Source organism: Sphingomonas jeddahensis, assembly GCF_001981525.1.
Taxonomy (GTDB): Bacteria; Pseudomonadota; Alphaproteobacteria; order Sphingomonadales; family Sphingomonadaceae; genus Sphingomonas; species Sphingomonas jeddahensis.
In genome coordinates this window covers 103,575-122,438 of the sequence record NZ_MPSB01000009.1, presented here as the reverse complement: position 1 = coordinate 122,438, position 18,864 = coordinate 103,575, and the positions used below count along the sequence as shown (strand labels likewise).

Here is an 18,864-nt window from a genome sequence, read left to right as displayed (position 1 = left end):
TTCACTCCAGCCTCGTGCTCACGCAGCACGCCTATGATCTGATCCTCGGTAAAACGGCCTCGCCGCATCGCTCGTCTCCATCTGACCAGCTAACTTACCAATGGCATGATTTCCGGGGAGCAGGTCACACCGGCTCGCTTAACGGCAGTTTATGACGAGAGCAGACGTTCGCGCACTGGACCATTGAAGATCCGATCCTGGTGAACATCCGGTCAACCCGCTGTTGGCCGGATGACCCACTTTCGGTCGCGAAAGGCTAATGTTCGTCTCCTGAATTGTGCCATGCGTTCAGGTATGCTTGTCGATCATGTTAATGAGAAGGTGCGTTCCGTTTGGCTGAAGCTGCTAACCAAGCCCGCGCGACAAATTGGTGGTTCTGGTGCGGACATCTCGAGGCTGGTGGCGAGAGGGAACTCGTCTACGCGATCCTCGCCCCCACACTTGACCAACCGTGTAAAAAGAACAGCACCGACCACCCGATAACGGACGGCCTCAGGCTCGTGGTGCACGAGACCGTGGTCGAACCAGAGTTCGGGATGCAGATGCGCGAGGCCGCCAACCGGGGCACGCTCGACTTCCCAGCAATGGGGATCCCGTTACCCGCGACGCCTGTATCCACGCGGCGCTCGACGATCGAGGCTGTACTTGGCCACGGAGCGGCGAGCTTGGACGCGCACTACACCCTCGCAGGGATTGGACTGCTGCGCGCCGCTCCGCCAGGAGCGTTGCGGGCGCTTCTTCGACTGCTCGAAGACGAGTTGGGCCTGCCCTTCGCTGGGCGGCTGATCGGCCATCTCGGCAACCTCGACGTAGTCGACTTCGACGAAAACCCTCCCGATAGTCCGGTGTCCGTCACGACCTTGTCAGGTCGCTCCGGCCTCGTCGTCGAGTTCCGCCGCAAGCAAGACTGGGTCGACCAGGCCATGCTCGCCCATCTGAGAACGACCAGTGGCGGCGAGGTGCTCTCGGATGACCTCGTCCCATTGCCCGTCGGCGATGGCCGCGTTGAGCATGCGATCCCTCCCGCGACCGTGGGGTTTGAGGTGACTATATTCGGCGCGAGCGGTGGGCCGCGACGGCACTACAAGGCAGCGTCGCTGCTCGGAGCCATGAACCTCAACATGAACCTGCAGGGCCGCACGGTCCGCTTGGACGACCCACTTGCCAAGCGGATGCAAGGTGCCGGCAAGGCTACGGCGGGGGAGGCGAGCGAGCGGACCGAGTTCCACCGTTCCCGCAGCACGATGGATACGATCGACCGCCGGATCGACAGACACGCGTCCGCCATGCGCGCCCGGCTTGCCGCCGAGGCCCCGGAGTGCCGCGACCGCTTCTTCGAACGCACCCTGGCCTCCGAATGGGGCGCCGTGGCGCACATCCGCAGCCTGCTCGACGACGCGGAGACAGAGAGCGCCATTCTGGTGGACCCTTTCTTCGGGAACGAATCCCTGCTCCGGCTGCTGACGCGGCTCCGCAGGTCCGGCCTGGACCTGACGGTGATTACCGCCTGGGCGACCACCGACCCCGACACCGCGCGCGAGATCCGCGCGGAGAGGTCGGACGCGCTGAACGAGAACGTTGAGCGGCTTCGGCTACTGGCCGAGCAGTTGACGGGGCTACTCGCACCTAGGCTCCGGCTGCTCAATCTGGTGCGCGGAAGCGATCCGGCGTTCCATGACCGCTACCTCCTTCTTCGGAGGACAGGGAACGACGAGCCGATCATCTACCTTCTGTCCAACAGCATCAACGGCTTGGCAGTAAACTGGCCGTTTTGCATGAGCGCGCTCGACGGGCCCGCGGCGCGGCAGGCCGCAGACTATGTCGAGGGTCTCGCGCGGGGCGAGGACGTCGCCAGCGAGGGTGCAATTGAAGCCAACTTCGACTGGCAGAGCCATGGTCTCTAGGCGCCCGCGATGCATCGCCGAACCCGCGATTGAGGCGGCATGGCGATGGCTGCTGACGTGTCCGGCCGCGACGCCGGCTCACGAGGTGCGCCGACGCGCCGGGCGGGCGCGCCTCGACACCGGACGGCGGCGCGTCGCCGATCACGCGCTCGGCCTTCTGACGCGCCAGGCGCTGCGTCGCGGGCCGCCGGATCGCTTGGCACTGATCGGGCTCGGCGAGCTCGCCGCCCGCAGCACCTGCGACATCGAGCCGCTGCTCGTGCGCGCCCTCCGTATGCGCCGGCCCTGTCCCCCAGGCTCGGCACTCGTGACGCTCACTGGGGGCAGGGCCGGGCCGGACGAGGATCGGGAAGGCCACTGGCGGGCTATTTCGCTCGAGCAGCTCATGGCTGGAACGACGCTCAATCAGACGCTGGTGGATCAGGCAAGCCACCTTTTGGAGCACCCATGGGAGCTGCGCTCCCGAGCCTACGGCCTGAACTTCGCCATCCGTGTGGCACTGCAAGTCTCGCCGGCTAGCACTCTGACATGGGTGGCCAGCGATCCGAAGGGGACGACTGCTCCCCTGCTGGAGGCGATCGGACATGTCGTGGGATGCTCCCGCCATGCCGGGCCGCTCATCGAAGCGCTGCTCCGGTGCAACAGCCCACTGCTGCGGTTGATGGGCGCCCGTGCCCTGGGGAAGTCGGGTTGGGAAGACCGGGATCCCACCGAAATGGCAGCCGCACACGAACGGCTGATTGCGGCTGGCTGGTCCCGGGCGGACGCGCACTGGATAGTCGCCCAGCGTCTGAAGGACCTATCGCATCGCCGTTTTGCGGCGCGACGCCACGTGACCGAGCTCGAAGTCCAGCGCGCTCGCGATTTCCGCGCTCCGAATGCACCACGACTCTCATGGGAAGTCGACCTAGCTGAGGCCGCGGCCCGACGCTTGGAGGAGGCTAAGGCGCGGCTAACCCAGGTTGAGGCCGGAGTGGCGACGCTGGTGAACCTGCTCGCGAAGACGTGGCCGGCGGAGATAGATGCGGTCTCCGTGCGCACACGGATCGACTCCTGTGTGGTAGGAGGAAACGCGATGAGGCTTGAGCTGGCCGAGGCGCTACCCTTGGGCGACGCACGCCAGGCCATGCTCGACGACCTGCTGCGCCGTTTCGATGACCAGTTGGGGCTACGCGATCCCGCGCGTGCCTTTCAGGAGTACTTCCTCATCAGAGGGCCCGAGATCTTCGCCGAGATACGGATCGCGACGCGCGCGCTTGTTCTCCGGCACGAACAGGACGAGAAGGGTGTGGGTCTGAGGGCGGGTCAGCGGATCAACCGGCTGTCCATCGGGGCGCGGGCGCTTTTGGGCCGTCCGTTCGCCCGCGCGCGGAGCCACGTTCGCCACCAGAGCGCCACGGCCCGTCTTGCCTGCGCCCTCACCTTCGCGTTGGAGGTCGCGAACGCGCTCGCGATCGAGCGCGAGGCGGAGGCTCGGGAGCTCGCAAAGCTAGGGGTCGAGCATGCGGGCGACTTGCTGCGGAAGGTGCCTGACACCGAATGGGTCTCGCCCTACGTCGAGCAGCTAGCGTGCGTCGCGGTGTGGACGATGCGGGACGGGCTAGCCCCTGACCAGCGCAGGGCCTGGGCGCTCGATCCCATGCTGCAGCCGTTCGCCCGAGCGTTCGCCGCATGGACCGACTCCAATTTCGTGGCTGAGCGGCGCGAGTGCGCGGAACATCTGTTCACGACGGCCGGGCAGCCTGCACTCGACACGCGCATCGAACGCTTCGGCTACGATGCTGCGCTCACCTTGCTCGACGCGGCTCTAGCCACGCACCGATCCGATCCAAGGGCGATCCAGACCCTCCGCACGATGTGGAGTGAGACAGAGGCGAACTTCGCGCCCTACGGGCGCGACCCTTTCCCGGCGCGGGCGCTGCTAGACGCAGCGTCGGCGATCCTGCCCCTCAAGGCCGATCCTGCCCTGAGTCACACCCTCATGGCGAGGCTCTGCTGACCCGAGGACAGCCGATCCCCGGCGGAACGTTCGACAAATCGGAATGCTACCGATTGCTGGTGTTGATCAGCGCGATTGGCGGCTATCGGTGAAGTGGGGCGTTCACCGGTATGGGCGAGATCGGCTGGCATTGGTCGGTAGTTGCCGTGCTCGGCACCCAACCGGCCACGGCAGCTTTCCTAAGGCGATTGCTTAGAAGCTGCCTATCCGCAACCGACCGGTCCCTTGTCATGCTGCTCCAGCAGAAGATCATCCCCTTCGCGCAGCAGTAACGGGTTCGGGACTCGAACTTAGCGTCCAAGTACATCCAGCCTTTTCCACCAATGAAGAATGTCAAAAAAATCGATGATTCTGCTTGTCAGATCAGTCGCTTGGCTGACCATGGGTCAAGCTCTTCTGGCACCATTTCCCGTCGGGATTCGTCCAGCGGCGTCCAGCGCGCGGCTGGCCCGATCGGGAACAATCACTGTGACTCGGCTTCAGATCACCTCTATCAAGCCTTTGGCGAAATCCTGCACGCCGTCGGACGGTTAGGGCTGGTCCTGGTCGTCCAGACCACCGGCTCCAAGCTCTGGCGATTCCTGTGCCGGTATGGCGGCGCAGAAGACGCTTCCTCTCGGACCGCGACCACCACCTCGCTCGTCGAGACCGGCGAGAAATGCCGCGCTACGAGAAAGGCAAGGCTAGCGTATTGGAGACATCGGCCGCCCCCAGCGCTTCAGGCTCTGCAACCGGAGCCGTCAGTCTGAGCTTCCATGTACCAAGCCACATCCGACATCTCTTCGCGTCGGGAACGAACGAGGCGTGCACCATGCTCCTCGCGGCTAGGTGCTTGGCCCTCAGGAGGAAGCATCTACACCAATGAGCTCGCGACCCCGGCGGGAGAGGCGATAACGTCCTGGGCGCTCGCGCTCGAACCAACCGTAGACGTTGCGGAGCAGGATCCTCCCTGCGTCCTCCGCGAGATGACGCAGATCGCGCGGTCGTGCGATGCCGGTGCCAATTGCTTCCGCGCAGGCCAGGGCGCGTTGGCGGTAAGCGGTCATAATCGGCTGCCGCGACGAGCCGCCCGCCGTCGGGTCACCACGACGCAGGTGATGCTCGCGCAACAGCCGGCGGCGCAGCGGCAGGTTTGCGCGCGGTCGATAGGCCAAAGGCTCACAAAGCATCGCAACGCTGCCGAGCCGCAGATCGACGGCGAGCAGCCCCAAGCCGAGGAGGCGACACAGGCGGGTTACCCGAGGGTCCTGGTCCCGCCCGCGGCCAGAGGCGACCACGGCAAGATAGACATTATCCGCGCTGCGCAGGCGATCCACCGCTTGCAGAACGAGCTCCAGCGTAAACGAGAGTTTCAGCTCGGCGATGACGAGAATCGGAGGCTCCCCATCACGCACCCCGACTACGTCGCAGCCACAAATCTCCCCTTTCACCGTGAAACCCTGCGCCTCGAGGAACGCCTTGACCGGCGCATATAGCGCGGTCTCTCGCCAGCCCGCCGCAGGTGGCGGCGAAGAGCAGTCGACTACGACGGGGGGGCCGCCCGTACTCACGCGGTCGCCCGCACAGCGACCGCAAGATCGCGGTGCACCGGACTGATGGGCACGACGCATGCTCCCCCGTCGCTCGCGACACAATCCCGCGACAGCACCTTACCTCCGCGCGTGTCGTAAGTGACGATTGTGTAGCGCCCCTTTGCCAAGCCCGGGATCGTCAGTGTCGTGGATGCTGCGTTGCCCCGGGGGCGCAGCGTTCCGTCGCTGGAGACCGCATCGGTCCGCACCAGCCAGGCGACCGCCTGCGCGTCATCACCGCAGCCGACCACCGCCACGCCCGGATCTTCACACCGCAGCTCGTCCGTGAGATTGCGCCGACAAAAGGTGCTCCAGTCTATCTGTGGCAGGAACTTCGCAAGCGCACGCTGCGCCTCGCGCATGCCCGGCGTGAGCACGTGCGGATGGCGGTTCGGCCAGCGCATGCCGCCGCCCGCGCCGCCGCTGGCCAGGTGCGCCCATTGAATATGGCGAAAGTACTCGTCGTCGAAGGCGCTGGGCAGTGTCCGCTTGCGATCCTTGAAGCTGTGGATCGGCCCGTGTTCGGAATCAAATGCCGGGCGCGAGGAGCCGGACGCGATAACTGCGGCGCGCATCAGCCGCGCGGCGGCGAGCGCCGGCGCAACGGTGTCGCGCGGGTCATCGATCGTGCCATGCTCGTATAGGTGCGTGTTAGCGAAATCGAGCGTCGGATGCCGGAAGATCGGGTCCACCAGGGATGGGTGGCGGATCAGTTCGGGGCCGAAAATCGAGACAGTCTGGAGATTGGCATAGCCCCGCCGTTCGCATTCGTGAGCCCGTAGCCATGACGACAGGTCGTCGATGAACGGGGCAACCGTGGTTGGATCATTGCCGCCATGTGCCGGATGGATCTCATTCCACAGGTCCCAGGCAAACAGCGCGGGGCTGCCACCCCAGCGGTCGCTCGCGAACGCCAGCCTGTTCTTGATCGCGCGTCGCGTGTCCGGACACGTCAGCCATGTATCACGGCTGGCGCACGGGCCTTTGTTCGCGCGTGAGTAAGGATGCCGTTGCCAGCGTATCCACATGAAGAACGTGTCAAAAGGCGTGAGCAGCACGCGCAGCCCGACGCGCTCGAGTAGGTCGAACAAGTCGTCCCACAGCCGCACCATGTTGGGTACGAAATGACCAGCAGGCCGCTCGAGATAGCGATGCTCCCCGTGGCAGTATTCCAGCATCAGCCGGATGCAGGTGACGCCGTGGAAGCGGAGACCGAGCAAGTGTCGCTCCACTGCAGCCATGTCACCCCGCCGGAAAAGCGGCGAGAGATCCGGCCACGTGATCGCGTCGTTGTGCCCGATAGGCGTCCAAGGCAGCCCATCGTCCGTAATGAAGTAAGGCGCGTCGGAAGCCACGCGAACGCGAGCCATTGCCTTAACGAGCGGACCTGAGGAAACATGCACCCTAGCCAATTAGCGGCCGGGCCATGCCGATGCTACCGCGGAAAGTGCCGCCACCGCAAAGGATTGGACGACAAACTAAATCTGCCAGGCGAGAACCGCTTCAGCCTGCAAGCGCCTCACGAAGGCTCGCGGACAAATAGCTTCTGAGGCCCAGCTCTCGTCGTTAGCGGCCGTTCCCGGCTCCCCACCATCGCGCATTCGTTCAGATTCAACCGGCGCATCTTCCGCGGCGCCATTGAATTTCGCCCCTTACAAGGAGGTGATCAACTCCAGATTTTGAGCCCGAACCCGACTTTTGCGTGTTGTGGTGCGGTGCATAGGAGGCTGTGTTGCGCCAAAGCAGAGACAGTGCGCGCGAGATCTGGGGTAAGCGCACCCCGCATCCGGCAGACCAGCGGTGGCCAGCGCGCGTGGACGAGCGCGTGAAGGAGGAGCCGGACCGCTGGGTGCAGTCAGCTTGCGTCCTCTGCTCCAACGGGTGCGGCTGCGACATAGGTGTTAAGGACGGCCGTATAGTGGGCGTGCGCGGACGCGCCGTGGATGTGGTCAATTTTGGCCGCATGGGCCCGAAGGGCCTCAACGGGTGGGAAGCGAACAACAGCCCGGACCGGCTCACCACACCGCTGATCCGCCGCGCCGGACGGCTTGAGCCGACCAGCTGGGACGAGGCGATGAGCCTGATCGCCCAGCGCACCCGCGACATCCGCGACCGCTATACCTCGTCAGCAATCGGCTTCTACACCTCCGGCCAGCTCTTCCTGGAAGAATATTACACGCTGGCGATGATCGGGAAGGCGGGACTCGGCACACCGCACATGGACGGAAACACCCGCCTGTGTACCGCAACAGCGGCCGCTGCTCTCAAGGAGACGTTCGGCTCGGACGGACAACCGGGAGCGTATGAGGACATCGACGTGACCGACTGCATCGTGCTGGTCGGGCACAATATGGCCGCCACCGACACGGTGCTCTGGATGCGCATCCTTGATCGGCTCGCAGCGCCTGACCCACCCAAGCTGATCGTGATCGATCCCCGCCACACGGCAACGGCGGAAAAGGCGGACGTGCACCTGGCGCCGAAGGTCGGCACCAACCTCGCACTGCTCAACGGGCTGCTTCACCTGCTGATCGATGGTGGGCACGCCGACCACTCCTTCATCGATGCACATACGCGCGGGTTCGACGTGCTGACCGAGATCGTACGCGAATATACGCCGGGGCGCGTGGAGGAGATTACCCACGTCCACCCCGCTGACTTGCGCCGCGCGGCTGACATAATCGCGGCGTCCAAGGGGCTGGTTTCGACCTGCCTGCAAGGTGTCTATCAGTCGAACCAGGCGACCGCGACCGCGTGCCAGGTCAACAACCTCAACCTGATCCTCGGACGAATTGGCCGGCCTGGCTGCGGCATTCTGCAGATGAACGGCCAGCCGACCTCGCAGAACACGCGCGAGACCGGCGCGGACGGGGACCTGCCCGGCTTTCGTAACTGGGCGAACATGGAACATATTCGCGAGCTCGCCAGGCTCTGGAATGTCGAGCCCGACATCATCCCGCACTGGTCGCCGCCGACGCATGCACTGGAGATGTTCCATCATTGCGAGACCGGCTCCATTCGGATGCTGTGGATCAGCGCGACAAATCCTGCCGTGTCGATGCCCAACCTCCCCCGCATTCGCGCTATCCTGGAAAAGGAGGAATTGTTCGTCGTCGCGCAGGACGCGTTTATGACCGAGACCACGCAGCTTGCCGACGTGGTGCTGCCGGCAGCGATTTGGGGGGAAAAGACTGGGTGCTTCACTAATGTCAGCCGCACCGTGCACATCAGCCACAAGGCGGTGGACCCGCCGGGTGCGGCACGCTCAGATCTCGATATCTGGCTCGACTATGCCCGTCGCATGGAGTTCCGCGACAAAGACGGCGCGCCACTAATCAAGTGGAGCGACGCCGAGGGAGCGTTCGATGCCTGGCGGGAATGCTCGCGCGGCCGGCCATGCGATTATTCCGGGCTGAGCTACGCCAAACTGACCGGCGGCTCCGGCATTCCCTGGCCGGTGAACGAGGCCCACCCGAATGGCAGCGTTCGGATCTACGAGGACCTGCGCTTCCCAACCGACCCCGAGTTTTGCGAGCATTTTGGCTCCGACCTCGACACCGGAGCACCTTGGGATGAGACCAAGTTCCGCGCCTTCGAACCTGACGGTCGCGCTTTCCTGAAGGGTACACATTACCGCCCCCCCACCGAGGAGCCGGACGCGGAATATCCGATCTATCTTACCACCGGCCGGCTCGTGTACCACTTCCACACCCGGACCAAGACCGGCCGATCGAAACCTTTGCGCGACGCGGCACCCGAGGAGCGGGTGCAGATTGCTCGCGCTGATGCGCAGCGCATTGGGATCGGCGAGGGCGACTGGGTCCGGATCACCTCGCGTCGCGGCTCCGTTGAAGCCCGGGCGACGCTCGGCGACATAGCGCCCGGTCACGCGTTCGTACCTTTCCACTTCGGCTATTGGGATGGGCCGGGTCACGCACAGGCCGCGAACGAGCTGACGCTCTTTGAGTGGGACCCGATCTCCAAGCAGCCGCACTTCAAATACGCCGCAGTCAGGCTTGAGAGGGTGGACGAGCCTTCCTCCAAGCAGCCGATCCAGGTGAACCTTGATCCCGAGCAGACTGGCGGCGATCCCTCCCTCGCGTCGGCCGCACTGCGGGCGGTGAAGGGTGCAGCCAAGGCGGCGGTTCAAGCGGTCACGCCCGGCAAGCCACGGGCGCATCTGGCCGACTATTTGGGGCTGCTTGACGAGAGCGAGAAGCGCCTGATCAAGGCTTTCGATCAGGTTCGCGAAACCCACCCTGACACCCCCGACGTAGTTACCGAGTGCAAGATGTTCGCTGAGTGGGCGAGCCAGGCCACCGTCTCGCTCCAACCCTTTATCGCACGCTACGGCGAGCGCCTGGAGGATGAGCCCGAGCGGTTGGACAAGGCTCTGCTCGTGCAGCGCAAGCAGGCCGGGTTCGACCTGCTCCGCGACATGCACGACCTGTTCCTGCTCGTGAACGAGAGCCTGATCTCGGTTACGGTCCTCGATCAGGCCGCGCTTGCGCTGCGAGATGAGGACCTGCGCTCCGTGCTGGAGAATATTCGATCGCACAACGACCGGATGCGCGAATGGCTGTACGCCCGGTGCCGGCAGGCCGCGCCGCAGGTGCTGGTTGTGCCATCGTGAGCCGCGCCTTTCCGGCGCTCTCGGCGGCGTTGGTTGTTGCGCTGATCGCCGCGGTGGCTGTCATTACGGGTCAGCCTTGGCTGTTTCCAAGCCTCGGTCCGACCGTCTTCCTGCAAACCGTCACGTCCGAAGAGCAAGCCGCCCGCCCATGGAACACCGTTGCGGGCCATGCGGTCGGTGCAGCGGCGGCGTTGATTGCGCTCTTCCTTTGTGATGCGCAGACCGATCCGGCCGCGCTTGCCAGCGGGACTCTCACGGTTGGGCGCGCCGCCGCCACGGCAGTCGCGATTGGCCTGACCATAGCGGGCCAGCAGCTTATCAGGGCGCAGCATCCCCCGGCCGCCGCAACCACGATGCTGCTCACATTGGGTGCCCTCCAACTTACGCCTTCTACTGCGGCGGCTCTCATCGCGGGGGTCGCTTTAGCTGCCGCCCTGGGCGAAATCGCGCGGAGGCTTCACCCTAAACAACGTGATTTGCCAGCTACAAACCGCTGACGCCTGCCGATCCGACCGCTCGAAAGCCGCCGCCGCAATGACGCAGGCGCTGCGTTCAGCGTGACTGGAGCGCTTCTCAAGACTGAACGGCCCTGGGTTTGTCGGAGGGCTCCAACGCCTGAGGAGTGGAGCCTGTATGAGCAAGTTCCGAACCGCGGGTGTCATACAACCGTTTCCGTAGCGTAACGTGCCCGTCGCACAGCTTGGCTAGCGGAGCGCGAGTAGGGCGACACGATCGCCCAAAAAGCAACGTATCCTCGCCCGGACCCCGGATGGGAGCGGCACCCTTCAGGAGATACCATGTGTAAGTTGGACGGCGTCGCGATCCGCGGCGCCCATCGACGCGTTGCGTGCTCAGCGCTCGCGATTGTCATGTCGCTTGTCTCAGCCGCCTCGGCCGAAGCGCAGGCTGCCCCGCAAATCCAGGCAAATGACGCCGATAATGCGACGGGCGACGGCCTGGGCGACATCCTCGTCACGGCCAGACGGCGCGAAGAAAGCGAGCAGGACGTGTCGGCCGCGCTGACGGTGATCGGCGGCGGGGAACTCGACCGGCGCAACATCTTCAACGTCAATGATTTGGAAAACAGCGTTCCCAGCCTGGAGATCGACAGCCAATTCGGCGGCGGCCAGCCGCAGTTCCGACTGCGCGGCGTGGGTGGCACGGATTACGCCGCCAACAACACCAACACCGTTGGCTTCTACATCGACGAACTTGCCTACCCTTACGGCGCGATGACGCAGAACGCGCTGTTCGACGTGTCACGGATCGAGGTGCTGCGCGGACCACAAGGTACATTGTACGGCCGCAACACAACAGGTGGGGCGATCAATGTCATCACAAACGCGCCGACCCGCGAGCTTAGCGCGGGCTTCGACGCGACCTATGGCAGCTATGACGAACTGGCGTTGGAGGGGTTCCTGTCGGGCCCGCTGACCAACACCTTGTCAGCGCGCCTTGCGGTCTCCACCAATTACGGCGGAGCCTGGCAGATCAACCGCGACACGGGCGAGGAACTGGGCAACCGCAACCAGGAGTCGGCGCGGGGCAAACTGCGCTGGGAGCCGAATGCGGACACCACCATTGACCTGACCGGCAACTATACCCGCGACCAGTCGGACGGCCGCGGTCTGCAGCTGCTCAACGACTTTCAAAGCCACAATTATCCGCCGCTTGGCGTATTGTACCCCGCCGATACCGACAAGCGCGTGACCGGCTGGGGCATCTCACCCTATTTCGCCAGCCTGATCGGTGCCGATCTCGATGCCAAGCCATTCCGTGACAATGAAGGCTATGGCGCCACGCTGCGCGCGCAAGGCGATCTGGGCTGGGCGACGCTAACGGGCGTGTTCGGCTACCAGAACTTCAAGCGTCGCGAGTTCAACGACTGGGATGCCACCGCATCGAACGAAGCAGGGACCTTTTTCTTCAACGATATCGAAACGGCCTCGGGCGAAATCCGGCTGGCCTCGAACGGCTCGGGCCCGTTCAACTGGGTAGGCGGCGTCTACCACGCCAACGAGACGGTCAGCGGCGGCTTCTATTCGGACTTTACCGAAAGCTCACGCACCGGCGCGGTATGGAGTACCACCTACGACCAGGAGGTGAAGACCACCGCTCTGTTTGGCAACGTCGAACAGTTCCTGACCGACAACCTCAGCATTTCCGCCGGCGCACGTTATGAGTTCGAGACCCGGCGGCTCGACAATTTCCGCTCGGAGGTTATCGCACCGACCTATCAGCTGCGGGCCACGGCCTCGCCGCAGCGCGAAATGCGCGAATGGTCCGGGCGCGCCGCCATCGATTGGCGGTTCGCGCCCGACGTCCATGCCTATGCCAGCGTCTCACGCGGCGTGAAGTCCGGCGGCTTCACCACCTACAACAGCGGCATTCCGCAGCAGCTGGATCCGTACGATCCGGAAAAGCTGATCGCCTACGAGGTGGGTCTCAAATCCGCGCTGCTCGATGACACGCTGCGCTTCAACCTGGCGGGCTTTTATTACGATTATCGCGATCAGCAGCTGCAGGGCGTGATCTATACCGCGACATCGCGCGTCGGCCGCATCACCAACGTCCCCAAGTCACACATCTACGGGGCGGAGGCGGAACTCACCTGGGCGCCGATGCGAAACCTGCGCATCACGCAGGCGCTGTCGTACAAATATGGTGAATATGACGAGTTCCTCTCGCCGGACACTGCGGTGCAGGATCCGGTGACCGGCGAATATGTCGACATCCTCTACAACGATCGCGCGGGCGAGCGGCTGCCTTTGCCCGATCTTGACTACAAGGGCTCGGTCGCCTGGACGATCCCCGTCGGCGATTGGGACTTTGAGCCGGAGGTGAACTACGCTTATCGCGCCAGTCGCTACAGCGTGTCCGATGCATCGGTGATCCCGTCCTATTGGCTGGCCAATGCCAATATCGGCATCTCGCCGGCGGACATGCCGGTTAAGGTGACGCTGTGGGTCCACAATCTGTTCGACGAATATATTCAGGAGACGCGCAACCGGTTCATCACCGCGCGCACCGTTTCCACACATCCGCCGCGAACGGTGGGTGTTCGACTGAGCTACCGTTACTGACCCGGTACCGGCGGCGCGGCTAATGCCGCGCCCCCGATAGCGCCCTGTTCAGGAATGAATTCAACCATGACTTCGCTTCCGCTTGCCCGCCGTCACTTCCTTGTGGCCGGCCTGGTCGGCGCGCCTGCGCTGCTTGTCTCCGGCCGTGCGCTGGCCGCCACCGATCCGTTCGCGCTAGGCGTGGCAAGCGGCGAGCCGCTCCCCGACGGGTTCGTGATCTGGACTCGGATCGCCGCCGAGCCGCTGGCCGAAGATGGATCGGGCGGCTGCCGCACGCCGGTGCCGGTGCGCTGGGAAGTGGCGGAGGACGACCGCTTCGCCCGCATCGTTGCGCGCGGAGACGCGACAGCACACCCCGCGATGGCCGGCGCCGTGCATGTCGACGTGCACGGGCTGCGCGCCGATCGCCCGTACTGGTACCGCTTCGTCGCTGCGGGGGTGAACAGCCCGACCGGCCGCGCCTGGACTGCGCCGAGCCTCGGCAGCGATCCCGCCGCCTTGCGTTTCACGGCCGCGACCTGCTCGCACTGGGAATGGGGCTATTTCAGCGCTTATCGCCACATGGCGGCGGAAGAAGACAGCAAGCTCACCCTGTTTCTTGGCGATTACATCTACGAGTCCACCGCCACGGGAGAGCGCGCAAAGCAAGTAGTGCGATCGTATGCGATGCCGGAAGCAATGACGCTCAGCGACTATCGTCGGCGCTACGCCCTTCACCGCACAGACCGCGATCTGCAAAGCCTGCACGCCGCCGCCGCCTGCGTTGCGATCTGGGACGATCACGAGGCCCAGAACGACTATTCCGGTATCTGGCCGCAAGATGTGACGGTCAGTCCTGCCGCCTTCGCTGCGCGCCGGCTCGCCGCCTATCGCGCCTTTTGCGAGAACATGCCGCTACGCCTGTCGCAGGTGATGCGCCCAGATGGCAGCTTCCGCATCAATCGCCGGCTGCACTGGGGGCGACTGGCGCAGTTCGACGCGGTGGACGGCCGACAATTCCGTTCGCGTCAAGCGTGTATCGACGGCGACCAGGCCAGCCGCCGCGGCCGGATCGCGCCGGCGGACTGCCCCGACTTCACCGATCCGTCGCGCACCTTTTTAGGCTTCGAGCAGGAACGCTGGCTGTATGATGGCTGGGCGAGCAGCAATGCGCGGTGGAACCTGCTGGTGCAGAACCTGCTCGTCGCGCCAATGCGCTTCGGCACGGGCGATGCGGCAAAGCTGTGGACCGATACCTGGAACGGCTTCGGCGCAGCGCGCTCGCGTATGATCGAGGCGATGGCCGGCACCCGGCTGGCCAATCCGGTGACGCTAGCGGGCGATTACCACAGCTGGTGGATGACCGACCTGCACCAGGATCCTGACAAGCCCGCCAGCGCACCCGTCGCAACCGAAATCGCCGTCACCTCTATCACCTCCACCCCGCCGCCCGGCGAGGGGATCAAGGCGGCCATGCGGGACAATCCGCACATCCGCTATTTCGAGCAGGAAGAGCGCGGCTACCTTAGTGTGAACCTGACTCGCGCAGCACTAAATGCACGACTGATGGCGATCAGCGACCGCCGGTCCGCCCGAGCAACAGTACGGATGCTGCGAGAAGCAGTAGTCGAGAGCGGAAAATCCGGTTGGGCCTAGTTGTTCGGCCCAACGGCTTGATGGTGCGGTCCGTTTGTTGGCAGGGAAGGAAGCAATATGGGACCGCTCGTGACGGAAGTACCACGACCATGCACGCCGTCCGAGCAGCGAAACCTAGAGGATCGCAAGCGCATCCTGCAGGCGGCCACTTCGGGAAGGTCACGGCGACGAGTGCCAGCCTATTGGGTGCAGTGATCGACGCGCCGATCCCCTTCAGCCCGCGCGCTGCGATGACCCACTCGCCGGTAGGGGGGCCGAGCCCGCCAGGAGAATGCGAGACCGAACAGCGCAATCCCGAGCCGAAAAACCTGGCCGCGCCTCCGCAAGTCGCCTCCACTTTCCCGAGCAGAAGCAGGCTTCCAGAGGCAGCGATATATGCGTTCACCACCTAGGGCAGGTTGAGCGGCGAAACGCCCAGTCCTCCCGACTGGCCCGGATCTCCGGATACGTGCCGCAGTGACTCGCCTCTTCGCCGGCCATGTTTTTACGAATGCGAGGTTTGGCCCGGCTGCTCGGGGCGATATCCCGCATCTACCAGCGCAGCGACGATCACCGCCTCATCCATCCACGACCAGACGGTCACCGCGTGGGTCGAAGGTTCGGCAGACACCTCGGCTGCGGGATCAACCTCCAGAATGGCATTCGTGATCGCACGAGCGCACCCGCCGCAGGTCATGCCGGGAACATGAAATCGATACATTGCGAACTCTCCTTTGAGCATTGTCCGCGCTTGAGATGGGGCTTGCCATTGTGGGAAGGTCAAGTGCCGAACCCGCACAATTTTGATGTGACTGGTCCTTGACCTTACCATGATGGGAAGCCCTCACCGCGGACGGTCTCGATGCGCTCGCGCCCGAGCTTCGCTCGCAGCTTGTGGATGTGGACCTCTACCGCGTTGCTCTGCACCTCCTCCTGCCATCCATAGATGCGACTTTCGAATGGGCCTCGGGAAAGGACATGGCCGGGGTGTTCGGCTAGAGCGTGAAGGATCGCGAATTCGCGTCGGGATACCGGCACTTGCACGCCGGCCAGCGCAACCTCCCGCCTGCCGATGCTGATCGCTAGCACACCCAGCACGATCTCGTCGGATGCGCGGCCCTCGCCGCGGCGAAGCATGGCACGTACCCGTGCTGCGAGTTCGGAGAGGTCGAATGGCTTACCCAGATAATCGTCCGCCGCCGCGTCAAGGCCATCCACGCGATCGGTGACGAGGTTTCTTGCCGTGAGGAGTAGCACGGGAATCATGATCTCCGCGCGCCGCCACTCGGCCAGCAGGTCCAGTCCGGACCCGTCGGGCAAGCCGATGTCGAGGATGACGCCGGCATGCTCGCCAGTGGACAGCCCGGCGCGCGCGTCCTCGGTCGACGAAACGGCATCGACCTGGAACCCTTCCAGTCCAGGCCCCACCGTCAGGCCATCGCGCAAACCTCATCATCCTCGACCAGCAGGATACGCATTCCGCCCAGATCACTCCGGAAACTTATCGCCGGCTTAAGGCGAACTAAGACTGCCTTAAGCTGAAGCGGCAACGGGAGCCATCATGGACGGTGTTATCAGACTAGGCCCACTCATGATGGCGACTGATCGCGCGCTGGCGGTCGCTACCGTCTGGACGTTTCTTACCGTCGCGGCGGTGGTGGGGGCGCGGACGGATGGCAACGCCAGCCGTGCCGGCTGGATCGCACTGCTGGTGGGGATCGTTGCCGCGCGGCTGGGCTATGTGCTGGAAAACCTGTCCGCCTTCATGGTCGAGCCGTGGACGGTGATCGCGATCTGGCAGGGCGGCTTCTCGCCCTGGGTCGGGGTGGGTGCCGCCGCGCTGACCCTGTTGCTGCGGCTGGGCCGGAGCCGGGCGGCCGGGCTGATGCTGGGCACGCTTGCCGCTTTGTCGCTGACCCATGCGGCGGTAAGCGCCGCCGTCGCGCCCAAGCCGCGACCCTTGCCGACGGGGATCGCGCTGGCCAGCCTGGCGGGTGAGCCGGTCGCGCTGGATGCGATGCGCGGGCATGGCTTCGTCCTGAACCTGTGGGCGACCTGGTGCCCGCCGTGCCGGCGCGAAATGCCGATGGTGATGGACGTGGCGGCCACCGCCAGCCTGCCCGTGCTGCTGGTCAACCAGGGTGAGCCGGCGGGGCGCGTGAAGGCTTTCCTGTCGCTCCACGACATGAGCGGCGATTCCGTCCTGCTCGACGCCACGCAAAAGGCCGCCGCCGCGACCGGCGCGCGTGCCTATCCCACCACCATTTTCGTGGATGCCGATGGACAGATCGTTCGCGTCCGCGCCGGCGAGATTTCTCGCGCTGCCCTGACGGCGGGCATCCGCGAACTGGAAAGGAATTGAGCATGAAAAGACCCACGATCCTCGCGCTGGCCGCCGTCGTGCTGTTGCTGGTCGGCATCATGGTAGGGCGCAGCGGCGTCATCGATCCTGCGGAGGCGCAAACGTCGAGCGCCACCGCACGCGCAGCCGAGGGCGCGCGGCTGCGCAAGCAGATTCAGAACGATCCGCTCGCGCCGACCGTGGCGCGCAAGGGCGCGGACGTCACGCTGGTGATGTTCTCCGACTATCAATGCCCGTATTGTCGCAAGATGCATCCGGTGCTCGAGCAGCTGGTGCGCGAGGATCCGAAGGTGACGCTGGTCTATCGCGACTGGCCGATCTTCGGCCCGGGCTCGGTCGAGGCGGCAAAGGTGGCGACCGCCGCCAAATATCAGGGCAAGCACGCCGCGTTCAACGACGCGATGATGCACACGCCGGGCAAGGTGACGTCGCAGACGATCCGCGCCGCGGCGACCAAGGCCGGCGTCGACTGGGCGCGGCTCCAGGCCGATCTAAAGACTCATGCGGGCGACATCGATGGTCTGATCGACCGCAACGGCCGCTATGCCGCGATGATGGGGCTGACCGGGACGCCGGCGCTGCTCGTCGGCCCGTATCTGGTGCCCGGCGCGATGGAGCTTGCCGGCCTGCGCAAGGCGGTGGCGCTGGCGCGCAGCAACCCCAACGCGCTGCCGAAGTAAGCAGGCGCCGCGCATGATCTTCCGCCTTCTTTTCGCGCTGTTCGTGGCGGGCGCGGCGCTTGCGCCTGCCGCCGCGCAGGCGCCCGCCGCGCACATCGCCACCGACCTGTCGGCGCGGGTGTCGGACCCCCGACCGGGAATGCGCACGCGGATCGGCATCACCATGACGTCGCAGCCCGGCTGGCACGCTTATTGGCGCAACCCCGGCGACAGTGGGTTGCCGCCGGCGGTGACCTGGACGCTGCCCGAAGGCGTGAAGATCGGCGCGCTCGAATACCCTGCGCCAACGCTGCTAACGCTGGGCGGGCTGGCGAGCTATGTTCACGAGGGGCGGTTTACGCTGCTTGCCGACCTCAGCGTCGACGACACGGTGCGGCCGGGGACTCGCCTGCCGATCCGCGGCGCGCTGACGTGGCTCGCCTGTTCCGACAGCTTGTGCGTGCCTGAGCGGGCAAATATCGCGGTCGATCTGGTTGCCGGGCGCGGACGCAGCGCCGGCATGGACGCCGCTCTGCTCCGCAAGGCGGAGGCGGCGCTACCCCGCCCGGCCACCGGGACGGCAAGTGTCACGCGCACGGGCGACCGCTGGGAGTTCCTGATCGACACTGCGATCGCCCTCGGCCGCGACACCGCCCGCCTTTATCCCGTAGGTGACGGATGGTTCGGGGCGGATGCAGCGCAGCGCGTCCGCATGTCCGGCAGCCATCTTCTCCCGTCGGTGCCGGCGAGCGGCAGCGCCCCTGCCGACAGATTCGAGGGCGTGCTGAGCGACGGCCGCAGCAGCATCACGGTCAAGGCATCGCTCAGGACCGTGGCTGTCTTTTCTCCCGCCACCGGGCTCCGGGCGCTGTCCCACAGCTATGACAGGCGCGAGTTGCTGCGCGATCTCCGCTTCCGCAGCGACGCTGGTGAGATCGACGCGCCGCTAAACGGGAACGGAGCGGGCAAGTTGCTCTTGTCCCGTACCTCTACATGCGGGTCACTGGCGGTTGCTCGGCAACGCCGATGCTCGCCCTGA

The 18,864-nt window shown here is 65.1% G+C and carries 13 protein-coding genes; 9 read left to right on the top strand and 4 right to left on the bottom strand.

Features of this window, described 5'->3' with window-relative positions:
• Positions 1-332 precede the first annotated feature (332 nt).
• Positions 333-1,904, top strand: coding sequence for a VPA1262 family N-terminal domain-containing protein (locus SPHI_RS10785; RefSeq protein ID WP_076744948.1), 1,572 nt, complete (start codon positions 333-335; stop codon positions 1,902-1,904).
• Between the two features lie 85 nt (positions 1,905-1,989).
• Positions 1,990-3,903 carry a hypothetical protein gene (locus SPHI_RS10780; protein ID WP_144036191.1) on the top strand — a complete coding sequence of 638 codons (1,914 nt, stop codon included), beginning with the start codon at positions 1,990-1,992 and terminating at the stop codon, positions 3,901-3,903.
• 839 nt (positions 3,904-4,742) lie between these two features.
• Here the strand turns inward: SPHI_RS10780 and SPHI_RS10775 are convergent.
• Positions 4,743-5,333: a DUF2161 family putative PD-(D/E)XK-type phosphodiesterase gene (locus tag SPHI_RS10775; protein WP_076744966.1), complete on the bottom strand. Its 591-nt coding sequence runs from the start codon at positions 5,331-5,333 to the stop codon at positions 4,743-4,745.
• Positions 5,334-5,449: 116 nt separating this feature from the next.
• Entirely contained in the window at positions 5,450-6,829 is a 1,380-nt protein-coding gene (locus tag SPHI_RS10770; protein WP_144036190.1) for a glycoside hydrolase 5 family protein, read from the bottom strand.
• Between the two features lie 374 nt (positions 6,830-7,203).
• On the opposite strand from SPHI_RS10770, the gene SPHI_RS10765 reads away from it, so the two are divergent.
• The 4 genes from SPHI_RS10765 to SPHI_RS10750 all read left to right on the top strand — a co-directional run bounded on the left by SPHI_RS10765 (position 7,204) and on the right by SPHI_RS10750 (position 14,825).
• On the top strand, positions 7,204-10,107 hold the full coding sequence (locus tag SPHI_RS10765) for a molybdopterin oxidoreductase family protein (protein ID WP_332888917.1): 2,904 nt from the start codon (positions 7,204-7,206) through the stop codon (positions 10,105-10,107).
• The gene (locus tag SPHI_RS10760; RefSeq protein ID WP_076744946.1) at positions 10,104-10,604 is read left to right on the top strand and encodes an HPP family protein; all 501 of its coding nucleotides are present in this window, start codon (positions 10,104-10,106) and stop codon (positions 10,602-10,604) included. Before SPHI_RS10765 ends, SPHI_RS10760 begins: the two co-directional genes overlap by 4 nt.
• Positions 10,605-10,976: 372 nt before the next feature.
• Positions 10,977-13,190, top strand: coding sequence for a TonB-dependent receptor (locus SPHI_RS10755; RefSeq protein ID WP_076744963.1), 2,214 nt, complete (start codon positions 10,977-10,979; stop codon positions 13,188-13,190).
• A gap of 66 nt (positions 13,191-13,256) precedes the next feature.
• On the top strand, positions 13,257-14,825 hold the full coding sequence (locus tag SPHI_RS10750) for an alkaline phosphatase D family protein (protein ID WP_083719938.1): 1,569 nt from the start codon (positions 13,257-13,259) through the stop codon (positions 14,823-14,825).
• Between the two features lie 484 nt (positions 14,826-15,309).
• Here the strand turns inward: SPHI_RS10750 and SPHI_RS10745 are convergent, their stop codons facing one another.
• Together SPHI_RS10745 and SPHI_RS10740 are read right to left on the bottom strand one after the other, a co-directional pair.
• Positions 15,310-15,525 carry a heavy-metal-associated domain-containing protein gene (locus SPHI_RS10745; RefSeq protein WP_076744944.1) on the bottom strand — a complete coding sequence of 72 codons (216 nt, stop codon included), beginning with the start codon at positions 15,523-15,525 and terminating at the stop codon, positions 15,310-15,312.
• A gap of 104 nt (positions 15,526-15,629) precedes the next feature.
• Positions 15,630-16,250: a winged helix-turn-helix domain-containing protein gene (locus tag SPHI_RS10740; RefSeq protein WP_233130877.1), complete on the bottom strand. Its 621-nt coding sequence runs from the start codon at positions 16,248-16,250 to the stop codon at positions 15,630-15,632.
• A gap of 148 nt (positions 16,251-16,398) precedes the next feature.
• On the opposite strand from SPHI_RS10740, the gene SPHI_RS10735 reads away from it, so the two are divergent.
• Genes SPHI_RS10735 through SPHI_RS10725 form a run of 3 tightly spaced genes read left to right on the top strand, consistent with a single transcriptional unit; the run spans position 16,399 to position 18,864 of the window.
• Entirely contained in the window at positions 16,399-17,166 is a 768-nt protein-coding gene (locus SPHI_RS10735; RefSeq protein ID WP_158049685.1) for a TlpA family protein disulfide reductase, read from the top strand.
• Between the two features lie 2 nt (positions 17,167-17,168).
• The gene (locus SPHI_RS10730) at positions 17,169-17,846 is read left to right on the top strand and encodes a DsbA family protein (RefSeq protein WP_076744941.1); all 678 of its coding nucleotides are present in this window, start codon (positions 17,169-17,171) and stop codon (positions 17,844-17,846) included.
• 13 nt (positions 17,847-17,859) lie between these two features.
• Positions 17,860-18,864: a protein-disulfide reductase DsbD domain-containing protein gene (locus tag SPHI_RS10725; protein ID WP_076744940.1), complete on the top strand. Its 1,005-nt coding sequence runs from the start codon at positions 17,860-17,862 to the stop codon at positions 18,862-18,864.

Coding starts and splice junctions, on each gene's coding strand:
- SPHI_RS10755 (WP_076744963.1), top strand. CDS start 10,977: ATGTCGCTTGTCTCAGCCGCCTCGGCCGAAGCGCAGGCTGCCCCGCAA.
- SPHI_RS10750 (WP_083719938.1), top strand. CDS start 13,257: ATGACTTCGCTTCCGCTTGCCCGCCGTCACTTCCTTGTGGCCGGCCTG.
- SPHI_RS10745 (WP_076744944.1), bottom strand. CDS start 15,525: ATGTATCGATTTCATGTTCCCGGCATGACCTGCGGCGGGTGCGCTCGT.
- SPHI_RS10735 (WP_158049685.1), top strand. CDS start 16,399: ATGGCGACTGATCGCGCGCTGGCGGTCGCTACCGTCTGGACGTTTCTT.
- SPHI_RS10730 (WP_076744941.1), top strand. CDS start 17,169: ATGAAAAGACCCACGATCCTCGCGCTGGCCGCCGTCGTGCTGTTGCTG.
- SPHI_RS10725 (WP_076744940.1), top strand. CDS start 17,860: ATGATCTTCCGCCTTCTTTTCGCGCTGTTCGTGGCGGGCGCGGCGCTT.